The organism is Micrococcus flavus, from assembly GCF_014204815.1.
Taxonomy (GTDB): domain Bacteria; phylum Actinomycetota; class Actinomycetes; order Actinomycetales; family Micrococcaceae; genus Micrococcus; species Micrococcus flavus.
The window spans coordinates 2,417,853-2,437,287 of record NZ_JACHMC010000001.1; the positions used below are offsets into that span (position 1 = coordinate 2,417,853).

Here is a 19,435-nt window from a genome sequence, read left to right on the forward strand (position 1 = left end):
GCGAAGCACGCGCACGCCCGTCAGGCGCTCGGCGTGGCGCAGGAGCGATCACGCGCATCGGCGGTGCTTACGCAACGATCCAGCCGGATCGTTGCGTAAGATGCCCCCATGGGCACGGATCTGACCACCAGCACGGCCGTCGGGTGGGAGCAGCGCTCCTGGACCGCAGACCCGGACGACACCGGGCTCCGCACTCGCCGCGCTCGAGTGCGCGCGGCGGGCCCGTACCGCGCCGCGCTCCCGGCCCGCATCGCCCGACTGGACCTCGATCTGCCCTCCGATCTGGCGACCGAGGTCGAGGAGGCGACAGCCGCCGTCGTGCGCTTCGACGCCGAGATCAGACACGCCCTCCCGGGGCTCACCGGAGAGATCGCCCCGATCAACGCGGTGCTCTTGCGCACCGAGTCCGCGTCCTCGTCGCAGATCGAGCACATCACCGCGGGCGCGCGGGCCCTGGCTCTGGCGACCCTCGGTGAACGCACCCGGCCGAACGCGGCGCTCGTGGCCGCGAACGTGAGGGCCATGGGCGCCGCCACCCGACTGGCGGTCGACCTGGACGAGCCCGCCCTGCTGGCCGCCCATCGTGCCCTCATGGACGGCCAGGAGCATGCCCGCCCGGGCGCCTACCGCGACGTGCAGGGGTGGATCGGGGGAGGGGCACCCACGCCGCACACGGCGCAGTTCGTCCCGCCCCACCCGGAACGCCTGCGGGCCGGGATGGATGACCTCTTCGCCTACCTGCGGCGCACGGACGTGCCCGCCCTCGTGCAGGCGGCCATCGCCCACGCCCAGTTCGAGACCATCCATCCGTTCGCCGACGGCAACGGCCGCACCGGCCGGATCCTCGTCCACGCTGTCCTGCACCGGGCCGGCACCATCACCCGCATGGGAGTGCCCCTCTCCGCCGGGCTCCTCACGGACACCACCGCGTACTTCGACGCCCTCACCGCCTACCGCGACGGCGACCCCGCGCCCATCGTGCGGCGTTTCGCCCAGGCCGCGCTGGCCGCCGTCGGCAACGGTCGCGAGCTCGTCGCGGACCTGGACGAGGCCCTCACCGGCTGGCGCGAGCGGCTCACCGCCCGGCGGGACGCGGCGGTCTGGCGGGCCCTGGCGGTGATCATTGCGCAGCCCGCCGTGACCGTGGATCACCTGGCCCAGGCGCTGGGGGTCTCGCGCCCGGCGTCCCAGCGGGCCGTGGACCAGCTCGTCGAGGCCGGTGCGCTGCAGCCCGTCTCCGGTCAGCGGCGGAACCGGGTGTGGCTGGCCACCGAGGTGCTCGCCTGCCTGGACGAGTTCGCCGCGCGTGCGGGCCGGCGCGGGTGACGGGGGTCGCCCGCCTGGCTGCCCGACCCCAGTGCCGTATGTAGTGTCCTGGCTATGGACATCACCGCCCGTGCCGTCGGCCGCGCCCACCTCTGCGACTGGGAGCAGGAGTGCTGCGGCGACCCGATCGTCGCCGGGGCGATCCACGAGCTGGTCCTGGTCCTGCAGCCCCCCGTGCAGACGGACCGGCCAGGGTCTCGGACCGCCATCGACTGGATCCTCACCCACCACGACGACGGCGGCCCCGCCGGGTCCACTCCGCTGCGGCGGGTGCGGGCCCTGGTCAGGCGCGTCCACGAGGTGTGGCCCACGGGGCGGCTCGCGGAGATCGACCGCGTCCCCGGCCACGCGGACCTGGTGGCCCCTGAACCGGAGGAGGAGGCCGCCATCGGGGAGGGGGAGGTCGTGTTCACCGCGGCCTACGAGCCGGTGCTTCCCGAGACGCCTCGTCCAGGCGGATGGCTCCTCGATCTGGAGATCCTCGAGGACCTCGGTCCGCACACCTGGTGAGTCGCGGCTCCGCAGGTCACCGCGCTCCGTCCCCATCACCCGTGCCGCTACCGTGACCCCATGCCCACCCCCTTCGCCGACCTCGCCGCGCGCCGCGGCGTCGCCTTCCCGCGGCGCACCGAGCGGCTGACGCTCACCCCGTTCGTCGCCGACGACGCCGACGCCGTCTTCGCCTTCTGCCGCCTCGAGGAGGTGTGGACGTGGACGTCCGGCCGGGCCGAGTCCGCCGCGGAGCTGCGGGAGAGCTACCTCGCCACGGGCGACCAGCTGACGGTGCGGGCCGGCGAGGCGATCATCGGCGTCGGGAAGCTGGCCGTGCAGGACGCGTGGAGCCAGGGCGGGCCGCGCGAGGAGGCCCGGGACGCGCAGGCGGAGATCGGCTGGACCATCGACCCGGCCCACGCCGGGCGGGGTTACGCCACCGAACTCGCCGACGCCCTGCTGGAGCTCGCCTTCACGGGCCTGGGCGTGCGCCGGGTGGAGGCGGGGGCCTTCGCGGACAACGCGCCCAGCCTGCGCGTCATGGAGAAGATCGGCCTGCGTCACGAGGGCACCTTCACGGAGGAGTCGCTGCACCTCACCCGCGGCTGGCTCGACGGCGTCACCTACGCGATGCTCGCCTCGGAGTTCGACGCGCGGGGCTGAGCTTCATCACTCGCCCCTGCATCCTCTCCGCATACGCGCAGGTCAGGGCGGGGGCAACGCACCGTAGCCGGGGTGCGGCGATGGGTAGCGCCCTCACGCGGCGTGCTGCATATCCACGGATGGGCACCTCGTTGCAGACTGTGCCCGACTCCCGAGGAAAGGACAGAGTGATGGCACTCGAACACCGCATCAAGGAGCTCCGCACTCGCAACGGGCTCTCCCAGGCCGCGCTCGCGGATCGGCTGCACGTCTCCCGTCAGGCCGTCACGAAGTGGGAGGCGGGGCGCGGCATTCCGGACGTGGACAACCTGCGAGCGATGGCCGCCCTGTTCGGCGTCAGCGTGGACCATCTGCTGGACGGCGCCGGGGACGCCGCGGGGCCCGCCGCGCTGCGCCACGCCGTCGACGTCAGATCCCTCGAGCCCTACAAGCCGGCCGGCCGGCCCCTGGGTGCCAAGAGTCACCGGGCTGTGCGCGAGGCCTACCCCGGCGCGGTCATCTACCCCCTCGCGCGGATGCGGTCGAACAACCGAGTGCAGGAGTTCCTCGAGTGGGGGATGATGCTCGCCTTCGACACCCCCTACGGGCTCTTCGGGGTCAGCGACAGCCTCAGCAACCGGGACGCCTACTACCTGGTTGAGGAGAGGAACCGTCACGTGCTCGCGCGGGTCACGCCCCAGGGCGTCGAAGGTCGCGAGCTGCCCGAACCCGTCACGGGCCGCACATTCACCCTCGGGGCGGACCGGTTCCGGCGCACGAGCCGCTCGCTCTGACCTGACTGACCGGGACCGCCGAACGGGTCCTTCAGCCGCTGACCCGGTCCTGGACCGCCGTTGCCGATCTGGCCGACTGGTCTGTCACCCACCACGACGACGGCGAGCCCGACCCGCCGCGCCGGGTGCGGGCACGAGTGCCGCGAGTACGGGAGGTCTGCTTCCGCCGGTGTCAGGCCCCGGATGGGTCCGTCCGGCTCATCCCGGGCAGTGCCACGTTCACGGACCTGGCGTCCCTCCCCGGCGCCCCCGACTCCGCAGCCGACGGTGACGACGGCGAGGACCGCGCGTCGTCCGGCCCGGGCACGGTGGTGTTCGAGGCGAGCTACTCAGCGCCACCGGGCTGGGAGCCGGGACCGGACGGCTGGTCCTGGACGTCGAGCTCGTCGAGGACCTCGGCCCCATGCGCTGGGACGGCTGACCGGCCGGTCAGGATCCGGGGAACCACGTTGCCCGGACGCTCACCTCCGTGCCGCGAGGCAGTGCAGGCCGGCCACCCTGCGCGATCTGCTCGCAGGCCCGGACGAGCTCGTCGAACGTCCACCCCAGCGGTGTGTCGCTGCCCACGGCCTGGCCGGAGGCGTACCAGCGCAGCTGCCACTCCCCACGTCGCAGCCCGTGGTGACCGGTCAACGTCACGCCGGCGCCCACCGCCCGCACGATTGCGTCGTCGACGCCCTCGAGCAGGTCGGCCGAGCCGCCGTCGCAGGCATCGCAGCCGCAGTCGGGCAACGAATCGTGCACCAGGTCCGGCCGCCCCACGGCCACGCGGAGCAGGGGGAGGACGCCGCCGTCCTCCTGCGGGACATCTGACTCCAGCAGCCACCACGGGGCCGCGCCGGTCACCCCAGCGGGCGGGGCCACCTGCACCGCCCGGTGCACGGGCTCGGCCCGCTCGGGTGCACCCCCGACCGGGATGCTCTGCACCGGATCCGGCTCGACGGCGGCCCCCGCCTCCCCCAGGACCTCGGCCCACAGTCGGGCGCGGGCACCGGCGATCCGGTACCGCTGCGGATCCGTCACGCGCGAGTACTCCTTGTTCGCCGGCGGGGCGCCGTCGGGCCGAGGCGCGGGCCAGGCGGGCAGGTCGAGGGCCGCGTACCGCCGCTCGACCTCGGCGCGCAGGTGCGACGTGTTCATGGGGCGAGCGTAGCCCCGGGCCTGCCGGTCTTCACGGCACCGTGACCTCCCCGATCGGTGTCTCCGCCTCCCACCAGAGGGTGGCGATCCAGTCCCCATGCTCGGCCCAGGCGTCCTCGTCCTGCAGGGTGCCCCATGCGCTCAGCCGGGTCGGGACGGCGAGCATCATCGCCAGGTCCAGGAGCGTCTCCTCCTGCGCGGACGGCGGGGAACCTGCACCGACGGCCTCGAGATAGGCACGGCGTACCGCCGGCACCACCTCGGCGCCGAAGGTGTTCCGCAGCGGCACGAGCAGCGCCCGCAGGCTGGCGAACGGGTGGCCGATCACGGCGTCGCCCCAGTCGCTGAGCACGACCCGGCCGTCCCGCACGAACGCGTTGCCGCCGTGGGCGTCATTGTGGTCCAGACCCAGCGGGAGGCCCGTGCCGACCGCCTCCTCCCACCGCCGCACCAGGCCCGCCAGCGTCGTCGTCGCGCCGCGATGAGCCTCCGCGTTGCAGTGCGTCGGGTGGTCGGCCGGCAGGGCCCGGAACGGGGCGGCCTCCCGCTCGAACGTCTCGACCGCCCGCATCGGGTCGAACTCCGCCAGCCCGAGCCTTGCCAGATCCTCCGCGGAGACCTCCTGCTGCACCGCGCCGAGCGCCCGGGCGAGATTCCCGTAGAGGCCGGGCCCGACGTCGGGACGTGGCATCCCGGCGTCGTCCCGTGCCCGCACGGCGAGGGTGGGGCCGGCGTCCTCCGTGAGCTGCCAGCCGCGATCCCGGTGCGCCGCGACGAGCGGCACCACCGCACCGGGGGCGCGGACCTGGAGGCGCTCCCGCAGCGGCACCTCCCGGGCCAGCCGCGGATGCGGCGCCTTGAACCAGAAGCGTGCGCCTGCCTCCACCCGCCAGATGTCGCCCCAGGCCCGGCGGCGCACCACCTCCACCTCGAGCGCGGCCTCCGGCAGGTCGAGGGCGTCGGCGATCCAGGCGCGTGCGGCCTCGACGCCCGCCACGGAGAGGACGCCGCCAGGAGAGGGGGAGGTGGGGGAAGCGCTCACAAGGGCACCGTAGTGCGGGACCTCGAATCGACGAGCGTCGCCCTCGCCGCGCCCACCCCACATGTCCGCCGGCGACGCCGAGCCGTCGCCCTCACGCCGTGCCACGGGGGAGACTTCTCCCCGACCTTCCCTGGACCAGACGTGAGGACCGACCATGACTTCCGAAAACCCCACCCCCACCGCCCCCGAGATCCCCGCCACCATGAAGGCCGTGACCATGCGGGCCCCCGGCGACGTCGTCGTGGAGACCGTGGAGACCCCGCGCGTCGTGAAGCCCACGGACGTGGTCCTAAAGCTGGCCGCCGCGTGCGTGTGCGGCTCGGACCTGTGGCCCTACCGCGGCCACAACGAGGTGGACCACCGCCGCATGGGCCACGAGTACGTCGGCACGATCGTGGAGAAGGGCGCGGAGGTCGCCACCCTCGAGGTCGGCGACTTCGTGATCGGCTCCTTCATGCTCTCGGACAACACGTGCGAGATCTGCCAGGCCGGCTACCAGTCCCGCTGCGTCAACGCCGGCGAGTACACGGGCAGCCAGGCGCAGTACATGCGCGTCGAGCTCGCCGACGGCTCTCTCGTGAAGGTGCCCGGCGGCGAGCCCTCCGATCCGGAGCGCCTGGCCGACTACCTGGCCGCCTCGGACGTGCTCGGCACCGGCTGGTACGCCGCCGTGGCCGCGCAGGCGGGTCCCGGCAAGACCATCGCCGTGGTGGGCGACGGCGCCGTCGGCCTCTGCGCGGTCCTCGCCGCCAAGACGCTCGGCGCGGAGCAGGTCATCGCGTTCTCCCGCCACGCGGACCGGGCCGCGCTGGCGCGGGAGTTCGGTGCCGACGTCGTGATCGCCGAGCGCGGTGAGGAGGGCGCCGCCCAGGTCAGGGAGCTGACGAACGGCTACGGCGCGCACGGCGTGGTCGAGGCCGTGGGCACGCAGGAGTCGATGGACCAGGCACTGGCCTCGGTGCGCCCGGGCGGGCATGTGGGCTTCGTGGGCGTCTCCCATGACCAGACCCTCGATGGCTCCGACCTCTTCGGCCGGCAGATCCACCTGGAGGGCGGACCCGCCCCGGTGCGCCGCTTCCTGCCCGAGCTGATCGAGCGCATCCAGGCCGGGGAGATCCAGCCCGGCCGCGTGTTCACGGCGCGCATGCCGATCGACGACGCCGCCGAGGCCTACCGGGCCATGGACGAGCGCCGCGAGATCAAGGTGCTGCTGGAGGTCTGAGCGCGTCGAGGCGCTTACCGTGTCCGCTGCGCCTGGCATCGTGGGCCGGTCATCCCCGACCGATCCGCACCCAGGAGGCCGCACCCCCATGATGGGCCCATCCCACGCCGCCACCGGCGCCGCCGCCTGGCTGGCCCTCACCGGGTGGTTCTCGCCCATCGAGGCCCTGCACATGCCGCCCGAGATCCAGCTGCTCGGCGCGCTCACCACCGCCGGCGCCGCCCTGATCAGCGACTGGGACCACCCCCGCGCCACCGTCGCCCACGCCCTGCCGCCCGTGACCGAGTGGATGTCCCGGGGCATCAGCCGGGTGGCCGGCGGGCACCGGAGGGGGACCCACTCGCTCGTAGGGATCGCCGCGTTCACCGCGATCGCCTCCGCCGCGGCCGGCCTGCAGGTGCCCGTCGAGGGGCGCGTCTACGGGGTGGGGCAGGGCGTGCTCGCGGCGTTCCTGGTGGCCGTCGCGGCGAAGGCGCTGAAGCTGCTGCCGCGCCGGGGGATGCTGTCCGCCTGGGCGCTGGGCGTCGTCGTCGCGGTGGTGGGCGCCGTCCTCAGCGGCGGGCTGTGGTGGATTCCGGCGTCGGTGGCGATCGGCGTCACCGTGCACATCCTCGGCGACGCCCTCACGAACAACGGCGTGGCCCTGCTCTGGCCCCTCCGGCCGGACCCGCCGGGCCGCCTGTGGTTCTGGCAGTCCGGTGGACGGTTCCGTCTGCCCCTGCTGGGCACCACCGGGTCCTGGCGGGAGTGGCTGTTCGTCTCCGTGGTCACCGCGTTCGCCGTGGTGCGCGCCGTGCAGCTGGCCCCGCACGCGGCGCGCGCGGTGGCGGCGCTGGTCTGACCGGACCCGCCTCGCCGGGGATCCGATGGCAGGATCACGCCATGACCGCCCCCGCCAGCGCCTCCGGGCGTCAGCGTCTCTTCGACGCGCACCTGCACATCGTGGATCCGGCCCACCCGTTGGTGGAGAACCAGGGCTACCTGCCCGAGCCCTTCACCGTGGCCGACTACCGCGCCCGGACCGCCTCCCTGGGGGAGGTGGGGGTGGAGGTGGCGGGCGGCGCCGTCGTCTCCGGCTCGTTCCAGGCCTTCGACCAGGGGTACCTGGTGGCCGCGCTCGAGGCCCTCGGGCCGGGGTTCGTGGGGGTCACGCAGATCCCGGCGGACACCCCCGACGCCGAGGTGCTGCGCCTGCACGAGGCCGGCGTGCGGGCCGTGCGCTTCAACGTCCAGCGGGGCGGCTCGGCGCCCCTGGACGACGTCGACCGCCTGGCCCGGCGCGTGCACGACCTCGCGGGGTGGCACGCGGAGTTCTACCTCGACGCGCGGGCCCTGCCCGACCTCGTCGCCCGGATCCTCGCGCTGCCCGCGGCGAGCGTGGACCACCTGGGCCTGCACGCCGACGGCCTGCCGCATCTCCTCCGCCTCGTGGAGGGCGGCGTGAAGGTCAAGGCCACCGGCTTCGGGCGCGTGCAACTGGACCCCGCGGCGGCCTCCCGCGCGGTCCTGGACGTGGATCCCACGGCGCTCATGGTGGGCACGGACCTGCCGTCCACCCGCGCCCCGCGTCCCTTCCGGGACACGGACCTCGCTCTCCTGCGTGCGGTCCTGGACCCCTCCGAGGTGGACGCCGTCGTGTGGGGCAACGCCGCCGCGTTCTACCGGGTCTGACGGCGCCCCGCCCCGCCTCACTCCGCCGTGGTCAGCTCCCGCTTGAGGATCTTGCCGGTGGCGGTCTTGGGGAGCCCGTCCCGCACGGTCACGGTGCGCGGGTACTTGTACGGGGCCACCTGGGACTTCACGTGCTCGATCAGCTCCTCCTCCGTGGCCTCCGCGCCGGGGGCGAGCACCACGTGCGCGGCGATCTCCTGCCCGAGCTCGGGATGCGGCACGCCCACCACGGCGGCCTCGGCCACGGCCGGGTGCTCGTAGAGGACCTCCTCGATCTCGCGCGGGTACACGTTGAGGCCGCCGCGCAGGATCATGTCCTTGGTGCGGTCCACGATGTAGTAATTGCCCGCGGAGTCGCGCCGGCCGATGTCCCCGGAGCGGAACCAGCCGTCCTCGGTGATGGCCTCGGCGGTGGCCTCCGGGCGGCCCCAGTAGCCCTTCATGATGTTCTCGCCGCGGATCCACACCTCGCCGAGGGTCTCCTCGTCCCCCTCGGCCACCACGTCCCCCTCCGGCGTCACCAGCTGCAGCTCGCAGCCGCGGACGGCGCGGCCGATCGAGCCGGGCCGGTGTTCCTCCCCGGGGTGGTTGAAGCACGCCACGGGGGACGTCTCGGAGAGGCCGTAGCCCTCGAGGATCTCGCAGCCGAACGCGGACTCGAAGCGGCGCAGCAGCTCCACCGGCATGCTGGACCCGCCGGAGACGGCCACGCGCAGGCTGGCCAGTGCCTCCGGCCGGTCCTTGGCCGCGGCGAGCACCGCGCCGTACATGGTGGGCACGCCCACGAAGAGGTTGACCTTCTGGTCCTCGATGGTCTGCACGGCCTGCTGAGGGTCGAAGCGGGGGATCAGGGACAGCGTGGCGCCGACGGTCACGCAGCTCATGAGCGCGCAGGTGAGGCCGAACACGTGGAACAGCGGCAGGCAGCCCAGCACGGTCTCCCCCGGCTGCAGCAGGATCAGCGTCTCCGCGGTGGTGTCCGCGTTGGTGCCGATGTTCCGGTGCGTCAGCTGCGCGCCCTTGGGGCGGCCGGTGGTGCCGGAGGTGTAGAGGATCACGGCGTCGTCCTCGAGGTCCCGCGGCGCGGCCTCGGTCACCGGGCCGGGGCTCTCCGCCAGGTGCGGGGCGAGCCCGTCCTCGCCCAGGGTGCGCAGCGGCACGCCGGCGGCCTGCGCGGCTTCGGCGGCGTCGGGCGAGGGGATCGCCCACAGCATCGATGCGCCCGAGTCCTCCAGGTAGTACTCGACCTCCCGCCGCTTGAACAGCGGGTTCATGGGCACGACGACGGCGCCCACCTGCAGCGTCGCGAACAGCACCACGGGGAACGCGAGGACGTTCGGGGCCATGAGGGCGACGCGGTCGCCGGGGCCGATGCCCTCCTGGCGCAGGAGCCCGGCCAGGAGCCGGACCTGGTCCTGCAGCTCCGCGTAGCTCAGGTGCTCCTCGCCGAGGACCAGCGCGGGGGAGTCGGGGTGCTCGGCGGCGGTGCGCTCGAGCCGGGCGGGCAGGGTGAGGGTCACGGGGTCTCCAGACTGTGGGGTGTGATCGGGACCACACTGTAGCAAGGACGGCGGGTCCCGGATAGCCCTGGCGCCGCGCGTCGACGGGAGGATCACCGCCTGCCGTGCGCCCCTCCCCGGCATCCACCCTCGGCGGCCCGGGCCGGCGGAACCCCAGGTCAGGGGGGATTCAGGGGGCTTCCGCAAATCCGAACGGCGTGTGATGCTGGTCATAGTCCGGGCCTCGACTCACGGACGGCAGCGCACCACAGGCTCCCCGACAAGCGAATCCCTCACCCCCCCACCGAGGACGTGCCCCCCTGCCGTCCCGTCAGGAAGGACACCCCCCATGAAGTCCAAGGCAGCAGTCATCGAGGAGCTCGGCGCCCCGTTCGTCGTCAAGGAGATCGAGGTCGCGGACCCGATCGGCGCGGAGGTGCTGGTCAAGACCTCCGCAGTCGGCCTCTGCGCGTCGGACATGCACGTCGCCCAGGACGACTACGGGTTCCCGCTCCCGGCCGTCTTCGGTCACGAGCTCGCGGGCGTCGTGACCGCGGTCGGCCCGGACGTCACGGAGTTCCAGATCGGCGACAGGGTCGTCGGATCGCTCGTCCAGTTCTGCGGGCGCTGCGCGAACTGCCGCCGCGGCCGCGTGCACCTCTGCCTCCGCCAGGAGGAGACGCTCCGCGCCCAGGGCGAGCCTCCGCGTCTCACCCTGGATGGCGAGCCCCTGACCCAGGTGTTCGGCCTCGGCGCCTTCTCCGAGTACGCGCTCGTCCACCAGAACCAGCTGGTCACGCCGACGGTCGACGTCCCGGCCCCCCAGTCCGCGCTGCTGGGCTGCAGCGTCCTGACGGGCGTCGGCAGCGTGTTCAACGCCGCGCGGGTCCAGCCGGGGGAGTCCGTGGCCGTGTTCGGCGCAGGCGGCGTCGGCCTGAACGTGGTCTCCGGTGCGCGCCTGGCGGGGGCCGCGCAGATCGTCGTGGTGGACCTCAGCGATGAGAAGCTGGAGCTGTCCCGGACGTTCGGGGCCACCGACGTCGTCAACTCCTCCTCCGAGGACGCCGTGGCGCGCATCCGGGAGCTCACCGGCGGCGGCGTGGACCACGCCTTCGAGGTGATCGGCCTGGCCGTCACCCAGAAGCAGGCGATGGCCGCCACCGTCCCTGGCGGCGGCGCCTACTTCATCGGGATCGTCCCCCCGGGCCGCGAGCTGCCCGTGGACGTGTTCCAGGACCTGCTCATCAAGCAGGCCAGGGTCCAGGGCGTCTACCTGGGCGCGTCGAACACGAAGCACCTGATCCCGATGCTCGCCCAGTTCTACGGTGAGGGGCGCCTGAACCTGGACGACCTGATCTCGCAGACCATCGCCCTCGAGGACATCAACGCCGGCTACGACGCCCTGCGCTCCGGCACCGTGGCCCGCTCCGTCGTCACCTCCTTCTGAGGTGCCCGGCGCGACGCCTAGCGTGGCCCGCATGTCCCGTTCTCCGCACGACCTCCCGTCCGTCCCCGCCCGTGTGCTCGGCTCCGCCCTCGGCGGCGTCCTGGCGGTCCTCGCCAACGCCCCGGCCATCGTCCCGAGCCGACAGCCGCTCCATGAGCGCGGCGAGACCCGGGACGCCGTCTGGGCGGTGCACACGCCGTGGCCGGAGTCCGACGTCGAGGTCCTGGCCGCGGCGGGGGAGACCCCCGTGCTGGCCCGCACCTCCCGCGCCATGGGCCTGCCGTCTCCCTGGCCGGACTTCAGCGGCCTCGCCCTGCGCTTCCCCGACGACGCCGCCCTCCTCTTCGCCTCCACCGGCACCGGGCGGCGCACGCGCCGGCTGCTGGCACTGCGCACCCCGGACGCGGTGGATCCGCTGACCACGCTGCTGCCCCTGCACACCCGGCTCGGCCGTGTGGAGCTCGGCGCGCAGGTGGACGGCCGCACCGTCCGCGTCCTGACGTCCCTCGAGGGCGGCCCGTGGGTGGACCGGGCCACGGTCCGCCTCGGCGAGCGCGCCGACGTCGTGGTCCGCTTCAACCCGCTCCATCCGCCCCACGGGCTGGCATGGAGCGGCTTCTGGGCCGCCGCGCGCGGGCCGGCCTACGCTCTCGCCCGCAGGATCACGCCCGGCGCCGAGTGAGGCCGAGGGCCGCGCCGCCGCACGTCACGGGTGGGTTTCTCAGCGGATTGTGGCTACCGTCACATGATCATCGCTCTCGACCGGGGGACCTCCATGGAAGCGTTCATCGCACCCGTCAACGAGATCATGTGGAGTCTTCCCATGGTCGTGATCATCCTGCTGATCGGCTTGTACTTCACGATCCGCATGGGCTTTCCGCAGATCCGCCTGATCAAGGACATGGTGGGCCAGCTCGTGCACGGCGGCCGCACCAGCGCGGGCATCAGCTCCTTCGAGTCCTTCGCCATGGCCCTGGGCGGGCGCATCGGCGTGGGCAACATCGCCGGCGTCGCCGTGGCCATCCACCTGGGCGGGCCCGGCGCCCTGTTCTGGATGTGGGTGACCGCGTTCCTCGGGGCCCCGGTGGCCGTGGCCGAGTCCTCCCTGGCCCAGCTGTACAAGCACAAGGTCCGCGGCGAGTTCCGCGGCGGCCCCGCGTTCTACATCCTCGAGGGCCTCGGCCAGCACTGGCGCTGGCTCGCTGTGGCCTACGCCGCCGCCACCGTGTTCGCCACCGTCTTCACCGGTCCGCAGATCCAGGCCAACGCCGTGACCGCCGCCACCGAGCAGGCCTGGGGCTGGAACCCGCTGTGGACGGGTCTGGGCATGGCCGCCGTCTTCCTGCTGATCGTGTTCGGCGGCATGCACCGCGTGGGCCGCACCGTGGGCCTCGTGGTGCCCTTCATGGCGGCCGCCTACATCCTGGTGGGCCTCGTCGTCGTCGCGCTGAACTGGGCCGCCGTGCCCGCCATGTTCCAGCTGATCTTCACCACCGCCTTCGCCGCGGACACCGCCTACGCGGGCATGCTCGGCGCCGCGATCTCCTGGGGCGTGCGCCGCGCCATCTACTCCACCGAGATCGGCACCGGCTCGGGCGCGCAGGCCGCCGCCGCGGCCAACGTGACCCACCCCGTCAAGCAGGGCCTGGCCCAGGGCTTCTCCGCCTACGTGGACACCCTGTTCGTGTGCACCATCACCGGCCTGATGATCCTCTCCACGGACCGCTTCAACGTCCTCGGCGCGGACGGGCAGACCCCGATCGTGGAGAACGTGCCGGGCGTGGAGGCGGGCCCGGCCTGGACGCAGCTGGCCATCGACACCGTGATCCCCACGTTCGGTCCCTCCCTGGTGGCCCTGGCCGTGTTCCTCTTCGCGTTCACCACGCTGCTGTCCTTCGACTTCTACGCCGTGACCAACCTGGCTTACCTGATCAAGAACACCTCCGTGCAGCGGGTTGCCACGGTGATCGCCCACCTCGTGCTCGCCGCGTCGGTGGTGTTCGGCGCCGCCCAGAAGTCCTCCTCGGCCTGGGCGCTCGCGGACTTCGGCGTGGGCCTCTACACGTGGGTGAACATCCTGGCCCTCATCCTGCTCAGCGGCCTGGCCATCCGACTGGTGAAGGACTACGACCGCCAGCGCCGCCAGGGCCTGGACCCCGTGTTCGACCCGCGCGCCCTCGGCATCGGCAATGCCCACCTGTGGGAGAGTCTGGCCGACGAGCATGCCCGCACCGGGGACGTGGACGCCGCCATGCAGCACGTGGCGGACACCGCCCCGGACACCCGGGCCATCGCCCTCGTGGACCCGGACCGCCGCTGAGCGGCACAACCCCGGACCCGCCCCGCCGCCGACGACCCAGGAGCCCCCCGCCCATGCAGCTCGACCTCGTCCTCGAGAACGCCGACGTCCTCACCCAAGATCCGCGCCGCCCTCGGGCGAGCCGCGTGGGGATCTGGCGGGGCGTCGTCGTCGGCGTGGACGAGGAGCTGGACGGGCTCACGGCGGCCGAGCGCGTGGACGCGCGCGGGGCGTTCATGATGCCCGGCTTCAACGACGCCCACGCCCACAGCGTGTGGTTCGGGCAGTCCCGCCTGGACGTGGACCTCGAGGGCGCCACCACCGCCGAGGAGGTGTACGCCCGCATCGGGGCGCGCGCCGCCGTCGAGGCCCCCGGCGCGTGGATCACGTGCACGGGGTACGACGCCGGCCACCTCCACGGCCCCCAGCCGGACCGGGACGGCCTGGACGCCGCCGCGGCCGGCCGGCCGGTGCTGATCCGGCACAACACGGGCCACTCGCTCACCGTGTCCGGCGCGGTGCTGACGTGGGCGGGCGTGGGCGAGTCCGTGGTGGAGCAGCCCGAGGGCGGGTGGATCGCCGTCGACGATGCCGGACGCCCCACCGGCCTGCTCGACGAGACCGCCATGGCCCTGGTGACCCGGCTCGTGCAGCCGGAGTCCCTGGAGCACATCGGTGCGTGCCTCGAGCGGGCGTCGGCCGAGTACGCGGCCGAGGGCATCACCTCCGTGACGGACGCGGGGATCGCGGGCGGGTGGATCGGCCACAGCCCGCTGGAGTTCGCCGCCTACCAGCGCGCCCTCGACGCCGGGCGCCTGCGCACCCGCTTCCAGACGATGGTCACGCTGGACGCGCTGGAGCCCGTGGCCGGCCACCCCGACGACGGCCCGCAGCTCACCCTGGGCGCCGGTGTGCGCAGCGGCCTGGGGGACGAGCGCCTGCAGATCGGCCCGGCGAAGGTGTTCACCGACGGCGCCATGCTGGGCCGCACCGCCGCCATGACCGAGGACTACTGCGGCGGCGCCCACGGCGGCCACGGCCGCGGCTACCTCCAACAGGAGGAGCACGAGATGCGCCGGGCGTGCCTGGCCGCGGCGGGCGCCGGCTGGGCGCTGGCGATGCACGCGATCGGCGACGCCGCCCTCGACTTCTCCCTGGACGTGATCGCCGAGGCCCTCGACCGGCACGGCCGCCCCGTGATGCCGCACCGCGTGGAGCACGGCGGCGTGGTGCGGGACGACCAGGTGGCCCGCATGGCCGCCCTCGGCGTGGTCATGACCACCCAGCCGAACTTCATCAGCGCGTTCGGCGAGTCCGTGCGCGAGCGGATCGGGGAGGACCGGGCCCTGCTGAGCTACCCGGCCGGGCGGCTGCTGCGTGCCGGGCTCGTGCTGCCGGGCAGCTCGGACCGCCCCGTGGCCGGCGGGCGGCCGCTCGAGGTGGTGCGGGACTTCGTGCTGCGCTGCACCGAGGCCGGGCGCGACTACGGCCCCGACGACCGCCTCACCGTGGACGAGGCCCTGCACGCCTACACGGTCGGCTCGGCCGAGGCCACCGGCTGGGGCGAGCGCAAGGGGCGGCTCACGGCCGGGCGCCTGGCCGACGTCGTGGTGCTGGGCGCGGACCCGCGCGCGGTGCCCGCCGAGGAGATCGGCGAGATCCCCGTGCAGGCGACGCTCGTGGGCGGGGAGCTGGTGCACGGGGCGCTCTGACCCCGGACGGGGCGGCGCCGGAGGCTCAGGCCGCCCAGCCGCCGCGCAGCAGGGCCCGCAGCTCCGGGCCGGGGGCCGTGCCGGACTGCTCGGCCACCCAGGCCAGGCCGAGGGCGGCGAGGAACAGCGTCTCCGCGTCCAGCCCCTGCCGGGCCGCGCCGGCCTCCTGTGCCCGCGCCAGGAACTCGCCCGTCCGGGCGATCGCGGTGGCGCACGAGGACCGCAGCGGCGAGCACTCCCCGGCCTGGGCGGCGCGCAGCGGCTCGGGCAGCCCGTCGTAGGCGGTCATCCAGTCCTCGAGCGCGTCCAGCCAGCGTTCGAGCGCGTCCGCGGGGTCCAGTCCCCGCTCGGCGACCTCGGCCGCCCGCGCGTCCAGGTCCACGCGGTGCTCGTCCAGGACAGCGGCCACGAGGTCCTCGCGCGTGGGGAAGTGCCGGTACAGCGTGCCCGCGCCGATCCCCGCCGCCTTGGCGATCCCGCCCAGGGGCGCCTCGAGCCCGAGCTCGGCGAAGGAGGCCCGGGCGGCCTCGAGGATCGCGGCGCGGTTGCGCTGGGCGTCGCGGCGCGGGCGGCGGGCGGGGGCGTCGGCCATGGGGGTCCTTCCTGACGCGGCGGGGGTCCGCCGGCCGGAGTGGCCGACGTCGCCCTCGACAAAACGGAGCGTCTCCCCGTAGCGTCTCATGCATGAAACGGAGAGACCTTCCGGATAGCCCCGCGCCCGACGCCGTGCCCGACGCCGTCACCGGCGACGCCCTGCGCCACACCCTCGCCGCGTTCCCCACGGGCGTGGTCCTGCTGGCCGCGCGGACGCCCGAGGGCCCCGCGGGGATCCTGATGAACTCGTTCACCTCCCTCTCCCTGGACCCGCCGATGGTGCTCGCCGCCGTCGCGCACGCCTCCACCTCCTGGCCGCGCCTGCGCGGCGCCGAGCGGCTCGGCCTCTCCGTCCTCGCGGACCACCACGCGGACCTGCGCGCCCGCCTCAGCCGCCCCGCCGCGCAGCGGTTCGAGGGCGTGGACCTCCACCACGACGACGGCGCCCTCACCCTCCCCGACGCGGCCGCCTCCCTGACGCTCGCCCCGCACGCGGAGCACCCCGGCGGGGACCACACGATCGCCGTCTTCGAGGTGCTCTCGGCCCGCCGCGACGCCGACCGCGGTCCCCTCGTGTTCCACGGCTCCCGCTACCTCACGCTCGGTGCCGGACCCGCCTGACCCGCCGGTCCCCGCCCGTCCCCTCCGCTCCGAAAGAACCCGACGTGACCTCCGACCGTCCCTTCGCCGCGTCGTCCCCGTCCACCGCCCCGTCCCCGGACCACATGCTCCTGGGCATGCAGTTCGGCAACGGCTGCGGCTCCCAGCCGCATGCGTGGCGCGCCCCCGGCACCCCCGCCGACGCCTTCATGGACTTCGACGTGCAGGTCCGCCACGCCCAGGCTGCCGAGCGCGGGCTCTTCGACTTCCTCTTCCTCCCGGACTTCCTCGACCTGCAGGCGGACCTCTCCCACGAGGCGCCCATGATCACCCTCGAGCCGCTGCTGACTCTGGCCGCGGTCGCCCGGGGCACCGCGCGGATCGGCCTGGTCACCACCGCCTCCACCACCTACAACGACGCCTACACCCTGGCCCGCCAGTTCAAGACCCTGGACGTGATGAGCCGCGGCCGCGCCGGTTGGAACGCCGTGCCCTCCAGCGGGGAGGCCACCGCCGCGAACGACGGCCGGACCGCCCCCGAGCGCACCGAGAAGTACGAGCGCCTCCACGAGATGGTGCAGGTGGTCCAGGGGCTGTGGGGCTCGTGGGGTGAGGACGCGCTGGTGGCGGACCAGGCCTCCGGCCGCTTCGCCGACCCCGCGCAGGTCCGCCCGATCGGGATGCGCGGCCGGCACGTCGCCTCCCGCGGGCCGCTGCCCATCCCGCCCTCCCCGCAGGGTCAGCCGGTCATCTTCCAGGCCGGGGGCGGCGGCAACGGCCTGGAGGTGGCCGGCCGCTGTCGGCGGACCAGCTCGCCGTGGCGCGGCCCCACCCCGGCGACCCGCGCTCGGAGCGGGCGCTCGCCGTCGCCCGGGAGGGCTGGACGGTGCGGGAGGTGCTCGCCCACGGCGTGATCGACTACCACCCCACCCCCGTGGGGCCCGCCGAGGTGGTGGCGGACCACCTGCAGGAGTGGTTCGAGGCCGGCGCCGTGGACGGGTTCTGGGTGTCGATCGACGTGTACCAGGACGGGATCGACGCGTTCGTGGACCAGGTGGTGCCCGAGCTGCAGCGCCGCGGGCTCTACAAGACCGAGCACGCCGGCGCCACGCTGCGCGAGAACCTCGGCGTGCCGCACCAGTACGGGCTGGACCCCCGGCTGGGCTGAGCCCCGGGGCGGTGCCGGGTCAGCCCTCGGTGAGGAACGCGGTGACGTCCGCGGCGAACCGCTCGGGCTCCTCGTAGGGGAGCATGTGCCCGGAGCGCTCGTAGACCTCGAACCGGGCGCCCGGCACCAGCCCGGCCACCTCGCGGCCGGACTCCGGCGGGTTCAGGCCGTCCTCGGCGCCCGAGAGCACCAGCGTGCGGGCGGTGACCGTGGGCAGGCCCGCGCGCAGGTCGAAGCCCTCGATCGACTCCTCGTTGGCTCGGCGCTCCTTGCGGGACAGGTTCTCCGCCTGGTTCACCACGGCCAGGATCTCCCGACGCCGGTCCGCGTCGGTGGCGGAGGACCAGATGGCCTGCTGGAGGGCGGCCATCAGGTCGTCGGCGGAGGCCGTCTCCGGGTCGATGCCCGCGCGCTCGGCGGCCGTGACGGTGGACGACGTCGTCCCCGCCGCCTTGGGGCACACGAGCACCAGCCGCTGCACGTGGTCCGGCTCCTGGATGGCGGCGCGGGCCGCGATGTAAGAGCCCATGGAGTACCCGACCACGTGGGCCTCCGGGTAGCCGTAGTGCACGATCAGCTGGTTCAGGGCTGTCGCCTGGTCGTCGAGGGTGAACGCGTCCAGGCGCTCCGACTCGCCGTGGCCCAGCATGTCCGGGGCGATCACGTGGAAGCGCTCGGCGAGCCGCTCGGCGAGGGGCCGCACCGAGGCGGAGTCGCCGTGCAGGCCGTGGATCAGGAAGAGACCGGGCGCGGCGGCGTCGCCGAAGGCCTCGTAGGACAGGGTTCCGGGGTCGAGCTCGAGGGAGGGCACCCGGAGAGGCTAGTGCACGGCTCCGGACACGCGCTGGGCGTGGAGGCCGTCAGGCCGGGCGCGGGGCCCGCCCGTGGTCCGCCGCGTACGAGGCCACGGCCTCCTCCACCGAGTCCCCGTCCACCGTGAACCCGGACACGAGTGCCTCCCGCAGCCGTTCGAGCGCCCCGGCCAGGCGCTCGCCGCTCATGCGGACGTCCGGGGAGGCGGCGCGGCGGGCGGCGTCGCGGAGCACGAGCGCGTACGGCAGCTGCGCGGCGAGCGCGAGGGACGGGTCCGACTCCCGGAAGTTGTACGTCTCCGAGTGCTGGGTGAAGTCCACCCCGACGTGCAGGACCTGCTCCGTGACGTCGTCCAGGACGCGGGAGACCGCCGCGGGGTTCCGCGCGTCGAGGCCCTCGTGCCAGCGGGCCGAGGCGAGCCCGTACAGCCCCGTGGCCAGCGCGCGACGCCGGCTCAGCGGCGGGTAGATCTGCGTGAACCACGTCAGGGCCGCCGTCAGCAGGGCGAAGCCGGTCAGGGCCTCCAGGGGGAACGCGAGCCGGATGATCGGCTGCGTGGGAACGACGTCGTCCAGGCCGAGGGTGGCCAGTCCCACGAGGGAGACGTAGACCGCCTCGGCGGGGCGGGCGTAGTCGGCCGGGTCGACGCCGGGGGAGTAGGAGAAGCCCTCCGGGACGTGCGGCAGGGAGACGAGCGCCCACCCGGTCACCTGGAACAGGACCCACATGAGGATCACCGCCACCATGGCCGCGGGCCCGATGATCCCGCCCAGCGCGTGGCCCGTGGCCCGGGAGAGCCGCCATGCGCCCGTGAGGACCAGGTCCGTGAGCGTGCCCTGCGAGCGGGGGTGCAGGAGGGCGTGGAACACGTCCTGCAGCCCCACCACGATCAGCACGACGCCGATCAGCGTCAGCAGCACGTCCATGCGGTCCTCGTCCCTCGAGCCGGGCGGGCCCGGGGTGCGGGCCGCGGC

At 74.1% G+C, this 19,435-nt stretch carries 20 protein-coding genes; 14 read left to right on the top strand and 6 right to left on the bottom strand.

The window, feature by feature from the left end:
- Positions 1-108 precede the first annotated feature (108 nt).
- The 4 genes from BJ976_RS11205 to BJ976_RS11220 all read left to right on the top strand — a co-directional run bounded on the left by BJ976_RS11205 (position 109) and on the right by BJ976_RS11220 (position 3,254).
- The gene (locus BJ976_RS11205; RefSeq protein WP_135030617.1) at positions 109-1,326 is read left to right on the top strand and encodes a Fic family protein; all 1,218 of its coding nucleotides are present in this window, start codon (positions 109-111) and stop codon (positions 1,324-1,326) included.
- Positions 1,327-1,380: 54 nt separating this feature from the next.
- Positions 1,381-1,836: a hypothetical protein gene (locus BJ976_RS11210; RefSeq protein ID WP_135030616.1), complete on the top strand. Its 456-nt coding sequence runs from the start codon at positions 1,381-1,383 to the stop codon at positions 1,834-1,836.
- 60 nt (positions 1,837-1,896) lie between these two features.
- Positions 1,897-2,481, top strand: coding sequence for a GNAT family N-acetyltransferase (locus BJ976_RS11215; protein WP_135030615.1), 585 nt, complete (start codon positions 1,897-1,899; stop codon positions 2,479-2,481).
- A gap of 170 nt (positions 2,482-2,651) precedes the next feature.
- Positions 2,652-3,254: a helix-turn-helix transcriptional regulator gene (locus BJ976_RS11220; RefSeq protein WP_135030614.1), complete on the top strand. Its 603-nt coding sequence runs from the start codon at positions 2,652-2,654 to the stop codon at positions 3,252-3,254.
- Positions 3,255-3,683: 429 nt separating this feature from the next.
- On the opposite strand, the gene BJ976_RS11225 is transcribed toward BJ976_RS11220, so the two are convergent.
- Both BJ976_RS11225 and BJ976_RS11230 read right to left on the bottom strand, forming a co-directional pair.
- The gene (locus BJ976_RS11225) at positions 3,684-4,394 is read right to left on the bottom strand and encodes a DUF6226 family protein (protein WP_135030613.1); all 711 of its coding nucleotides are present in this window, start codon (positions 4,392-4,394) and stop codon (positions 3,684-3,686) included.
- A 31-nt stretch (positions 4,395-4,425) separates the two neighbouring features.
- Positions 4,426-5,436, bottom strand: a complete 1,011-nt coding sequence (locus BJ976_RS11230) for a phosphotransferase family protein (RefSeq protein WP_167736958.1) — start codon at positions 5,434-5,436, stop codon at positions 4,426-4,428.
- 202 nt (positions 5,437-5,638) lie between these two features.
- Here BJ976_RS11230 and BJ976_RS11235 point away from each other — a divergent pair, with 202 nt between their 5' ends.
- The 3 genes from BJ976_RS11235 (at position 5,639) to BJ976_RS11245 (ending at position 8,329) form a co-directional block, all read left to right on the top strand.
- Entirely contained in the window at positions 5,639-6,658 is a 1,020-nt protein-coding gene (locus BJ976_RS11235; RefSeq protein WP_209281015.1) for a zinc-binding dehydrogenase, read from the top strand.
- A gap of 88 nt (positions 6,659-6,746) precedes the next feature.
- The gene (locus BJ976_RS11240; RefSeq protein ID WP_135030610.1) at positions 6,747-7,499 is read left to right on the top strand and encodes a metal-dependent hydrolase; all 753 of its coding nucleotides are present in this window, start codon (positions 6,747-6,749) and stop codon (positions 7,497-7,499) included.
- A gap of 41 nt (positions 7,500-7,540) precedes the next feature.
- Positions 7,541-8,329, top strand: coding sequence for an amidohydrolase family protein (locus BJ976_RS11245; protein ID WP_135030609.1), 789 nt, complete (start codon positions 7,541-7,543; stop codon positions 8,327-8,329).
- Between the two features lie 17 nt (positions 8,330-8,346).
- On the opposite strand, the gene BJ976_RS11250 is transcribed toward BJ976_RS11245, so the two are convergent.
- On the bottom strand, positions 8,347-9,849 hold the full coding sequence (locus BJ976_RS11250; protein ID WP_135030608.1) for a long-chain-fatty-acid--CoA ligase: 1,503 nt from the start codon (positions 9,847-9,849) through the stop codon (positions 8,347-8,349).
- A gap of 328 nt (positions 9,850-10,177) precedes the next feature.
- Between BJ976_RS11250 and BJ976_RS11255 the strand changes: the two genes are divergently transcribed.
- The 4 genes from BJ976_RS11255 to BJ976_RS11270 all read left to right on the top strand — a co-directional run bounded on the left by BJ976_RS11255 (position 10,178) and on the right by BJ976_RS11270 (position 15,286).
- On the top strand, positions 10,178-11,275 hold the full coding sequence (locus BJ976_RS11255; RefSeq protein WP_135030607.1) for a zinc-binding dehydrogenase: 1,098 nt from the start codon (positions 10,178-10,180) through the stop codon (positions 11,273-11,275).
- Between the two features lie 31 nt (positions 11,276-11,306).
- The gene (locus BJ976_RS11260; RefSeq protein WP_135030606.1) at positions 11,307-11,957 is read left to right on the top strand and encodes a hypothetical protein; all 651 of its coding nucleotides are present in this window, start codon (positions 11,307-11,309) and stop codon (positions 11,955-11,957) included.
- A gap of 63 nt (positions 11,958-12,020) precedes the next feature.
- Positions 12,021-13,595, top strand: a complete 1,575-nt coding sequence (locus BJ976_RS11265) for an alanine/glycine:cation symporter family protein (RefSeq protein WP_311768992.1) — start codon at positions 12,021-12,023, stop codon at positions 13,593-13,595.
- A gap of 53 nt (positions 13,596-13,648) precedes the next feature.
- Positions 13,649-15,286, top strand: a complete 1,638-nt coding sequence (locus tag BJ976_RS11270; RefSeq protein WP_135030605.1) for an amidohydrolase — start codon at positions 13,649-13,651, stop codon at positions 15,284-15,286.
- Between the two features lie 25 nt (positions 15,287-15,311).
- On the opposite strand, the gene BJ976_RS11275 is transcribed toward BJ976_RS11270, so the two are convergent.
- The gene (locus BJ976_RS11275) at positions 15,312-15,878 is read right to left on the bottom strand and encodes a TetR/AcrR family transcriptional regulator (protein ID WP_135030604.1); all 567 of its coding nucleotides are present in this window, start codon (positions 15,876-15,878) and stop codon (positions 15,312-15,314) included.
- 134 nt (positions 15,879-16,012) lie between these two features.
- On the opposite strand from BJ976_RS11275, the gene BJ976_RS11280 reads away from it, so the two are divergent.
- From BJ976_RS11280 to BJ976_RS12110, 3 genes are read left to right on the top strand one after another with little or no spacing between them, the layout of a single operon-like run.
- Positions 16,013-16,501 carry a flavin reductase family protein gene (locus tag BJ976_RS11280; protein WP_167736957.1) on the top strand — a complete coding sequence of 163 codons (489 nt, stop codon included), beginning with the start codon at positions 16,013-16,015 and terminating at the stop codon, positions 16,499-16,501.
- Positions 16,502-16,545: 44 nt separating this feature from the next.
- Positions 16,546-17,394, top strand: a complete 849-nt coding sequence (locus tag BJ976_RS11285; protein WP_229667442.1) for an LLM class flavin-dependent oxidoreductase — start codon at positions 16,546-16,548, stop codon at positions 17,392-17,394.
- On the top strand, positions 17,376-17,648 hold the full coding sequence (locus tag BJ976_RS12110) for a hypothetical protein (RefSeq protein WP_229667440.1): 273 nt from the start codon (positions 17,376-17,378) through the stop codon (positions 17,646-17,648). The genes BJ976_RS11285 and BJ976_RS12110 overlap by 19 nt, the downstream gene beginning before the upstream one ends.
- Positions 17,649-17,667: 19 nt before the next feature.
- On the opposite strand, the gene BJ976_RS11290 is transcribed toward BJ976_RS12110, so the two are convergent.
- Both BJ976_RS11290 and BJ976_RS11295 read right to left on the bottom strand, forming a co-directional pair.
- The gene (locus tag BJ976_RS11290) at positions 17,668-18,459 is read right to left on the bottom strand and encodes an alpha/beta fold hydrolase (protein WP_135030602.1); all 792 of its coding nucleotides are present in this window, start codon (positions 18,457-18,459) and stop codon (positions 17,668-17,670) included.
- A gap of 49 nt (positions 18,460-18,508) precedes the next feature.
- Positions 18,509-19,387, bottom strand: coding sequence for an ion channel (locus tag BJ976_RS11295; protein ID WP_135030601.1), 879 nt, complete (start codon positions 19,385-19,387; stop codon positions 18,509-18,511).
- Positions 19,388-19,435 lie beyond the last annotated feature (48 nt).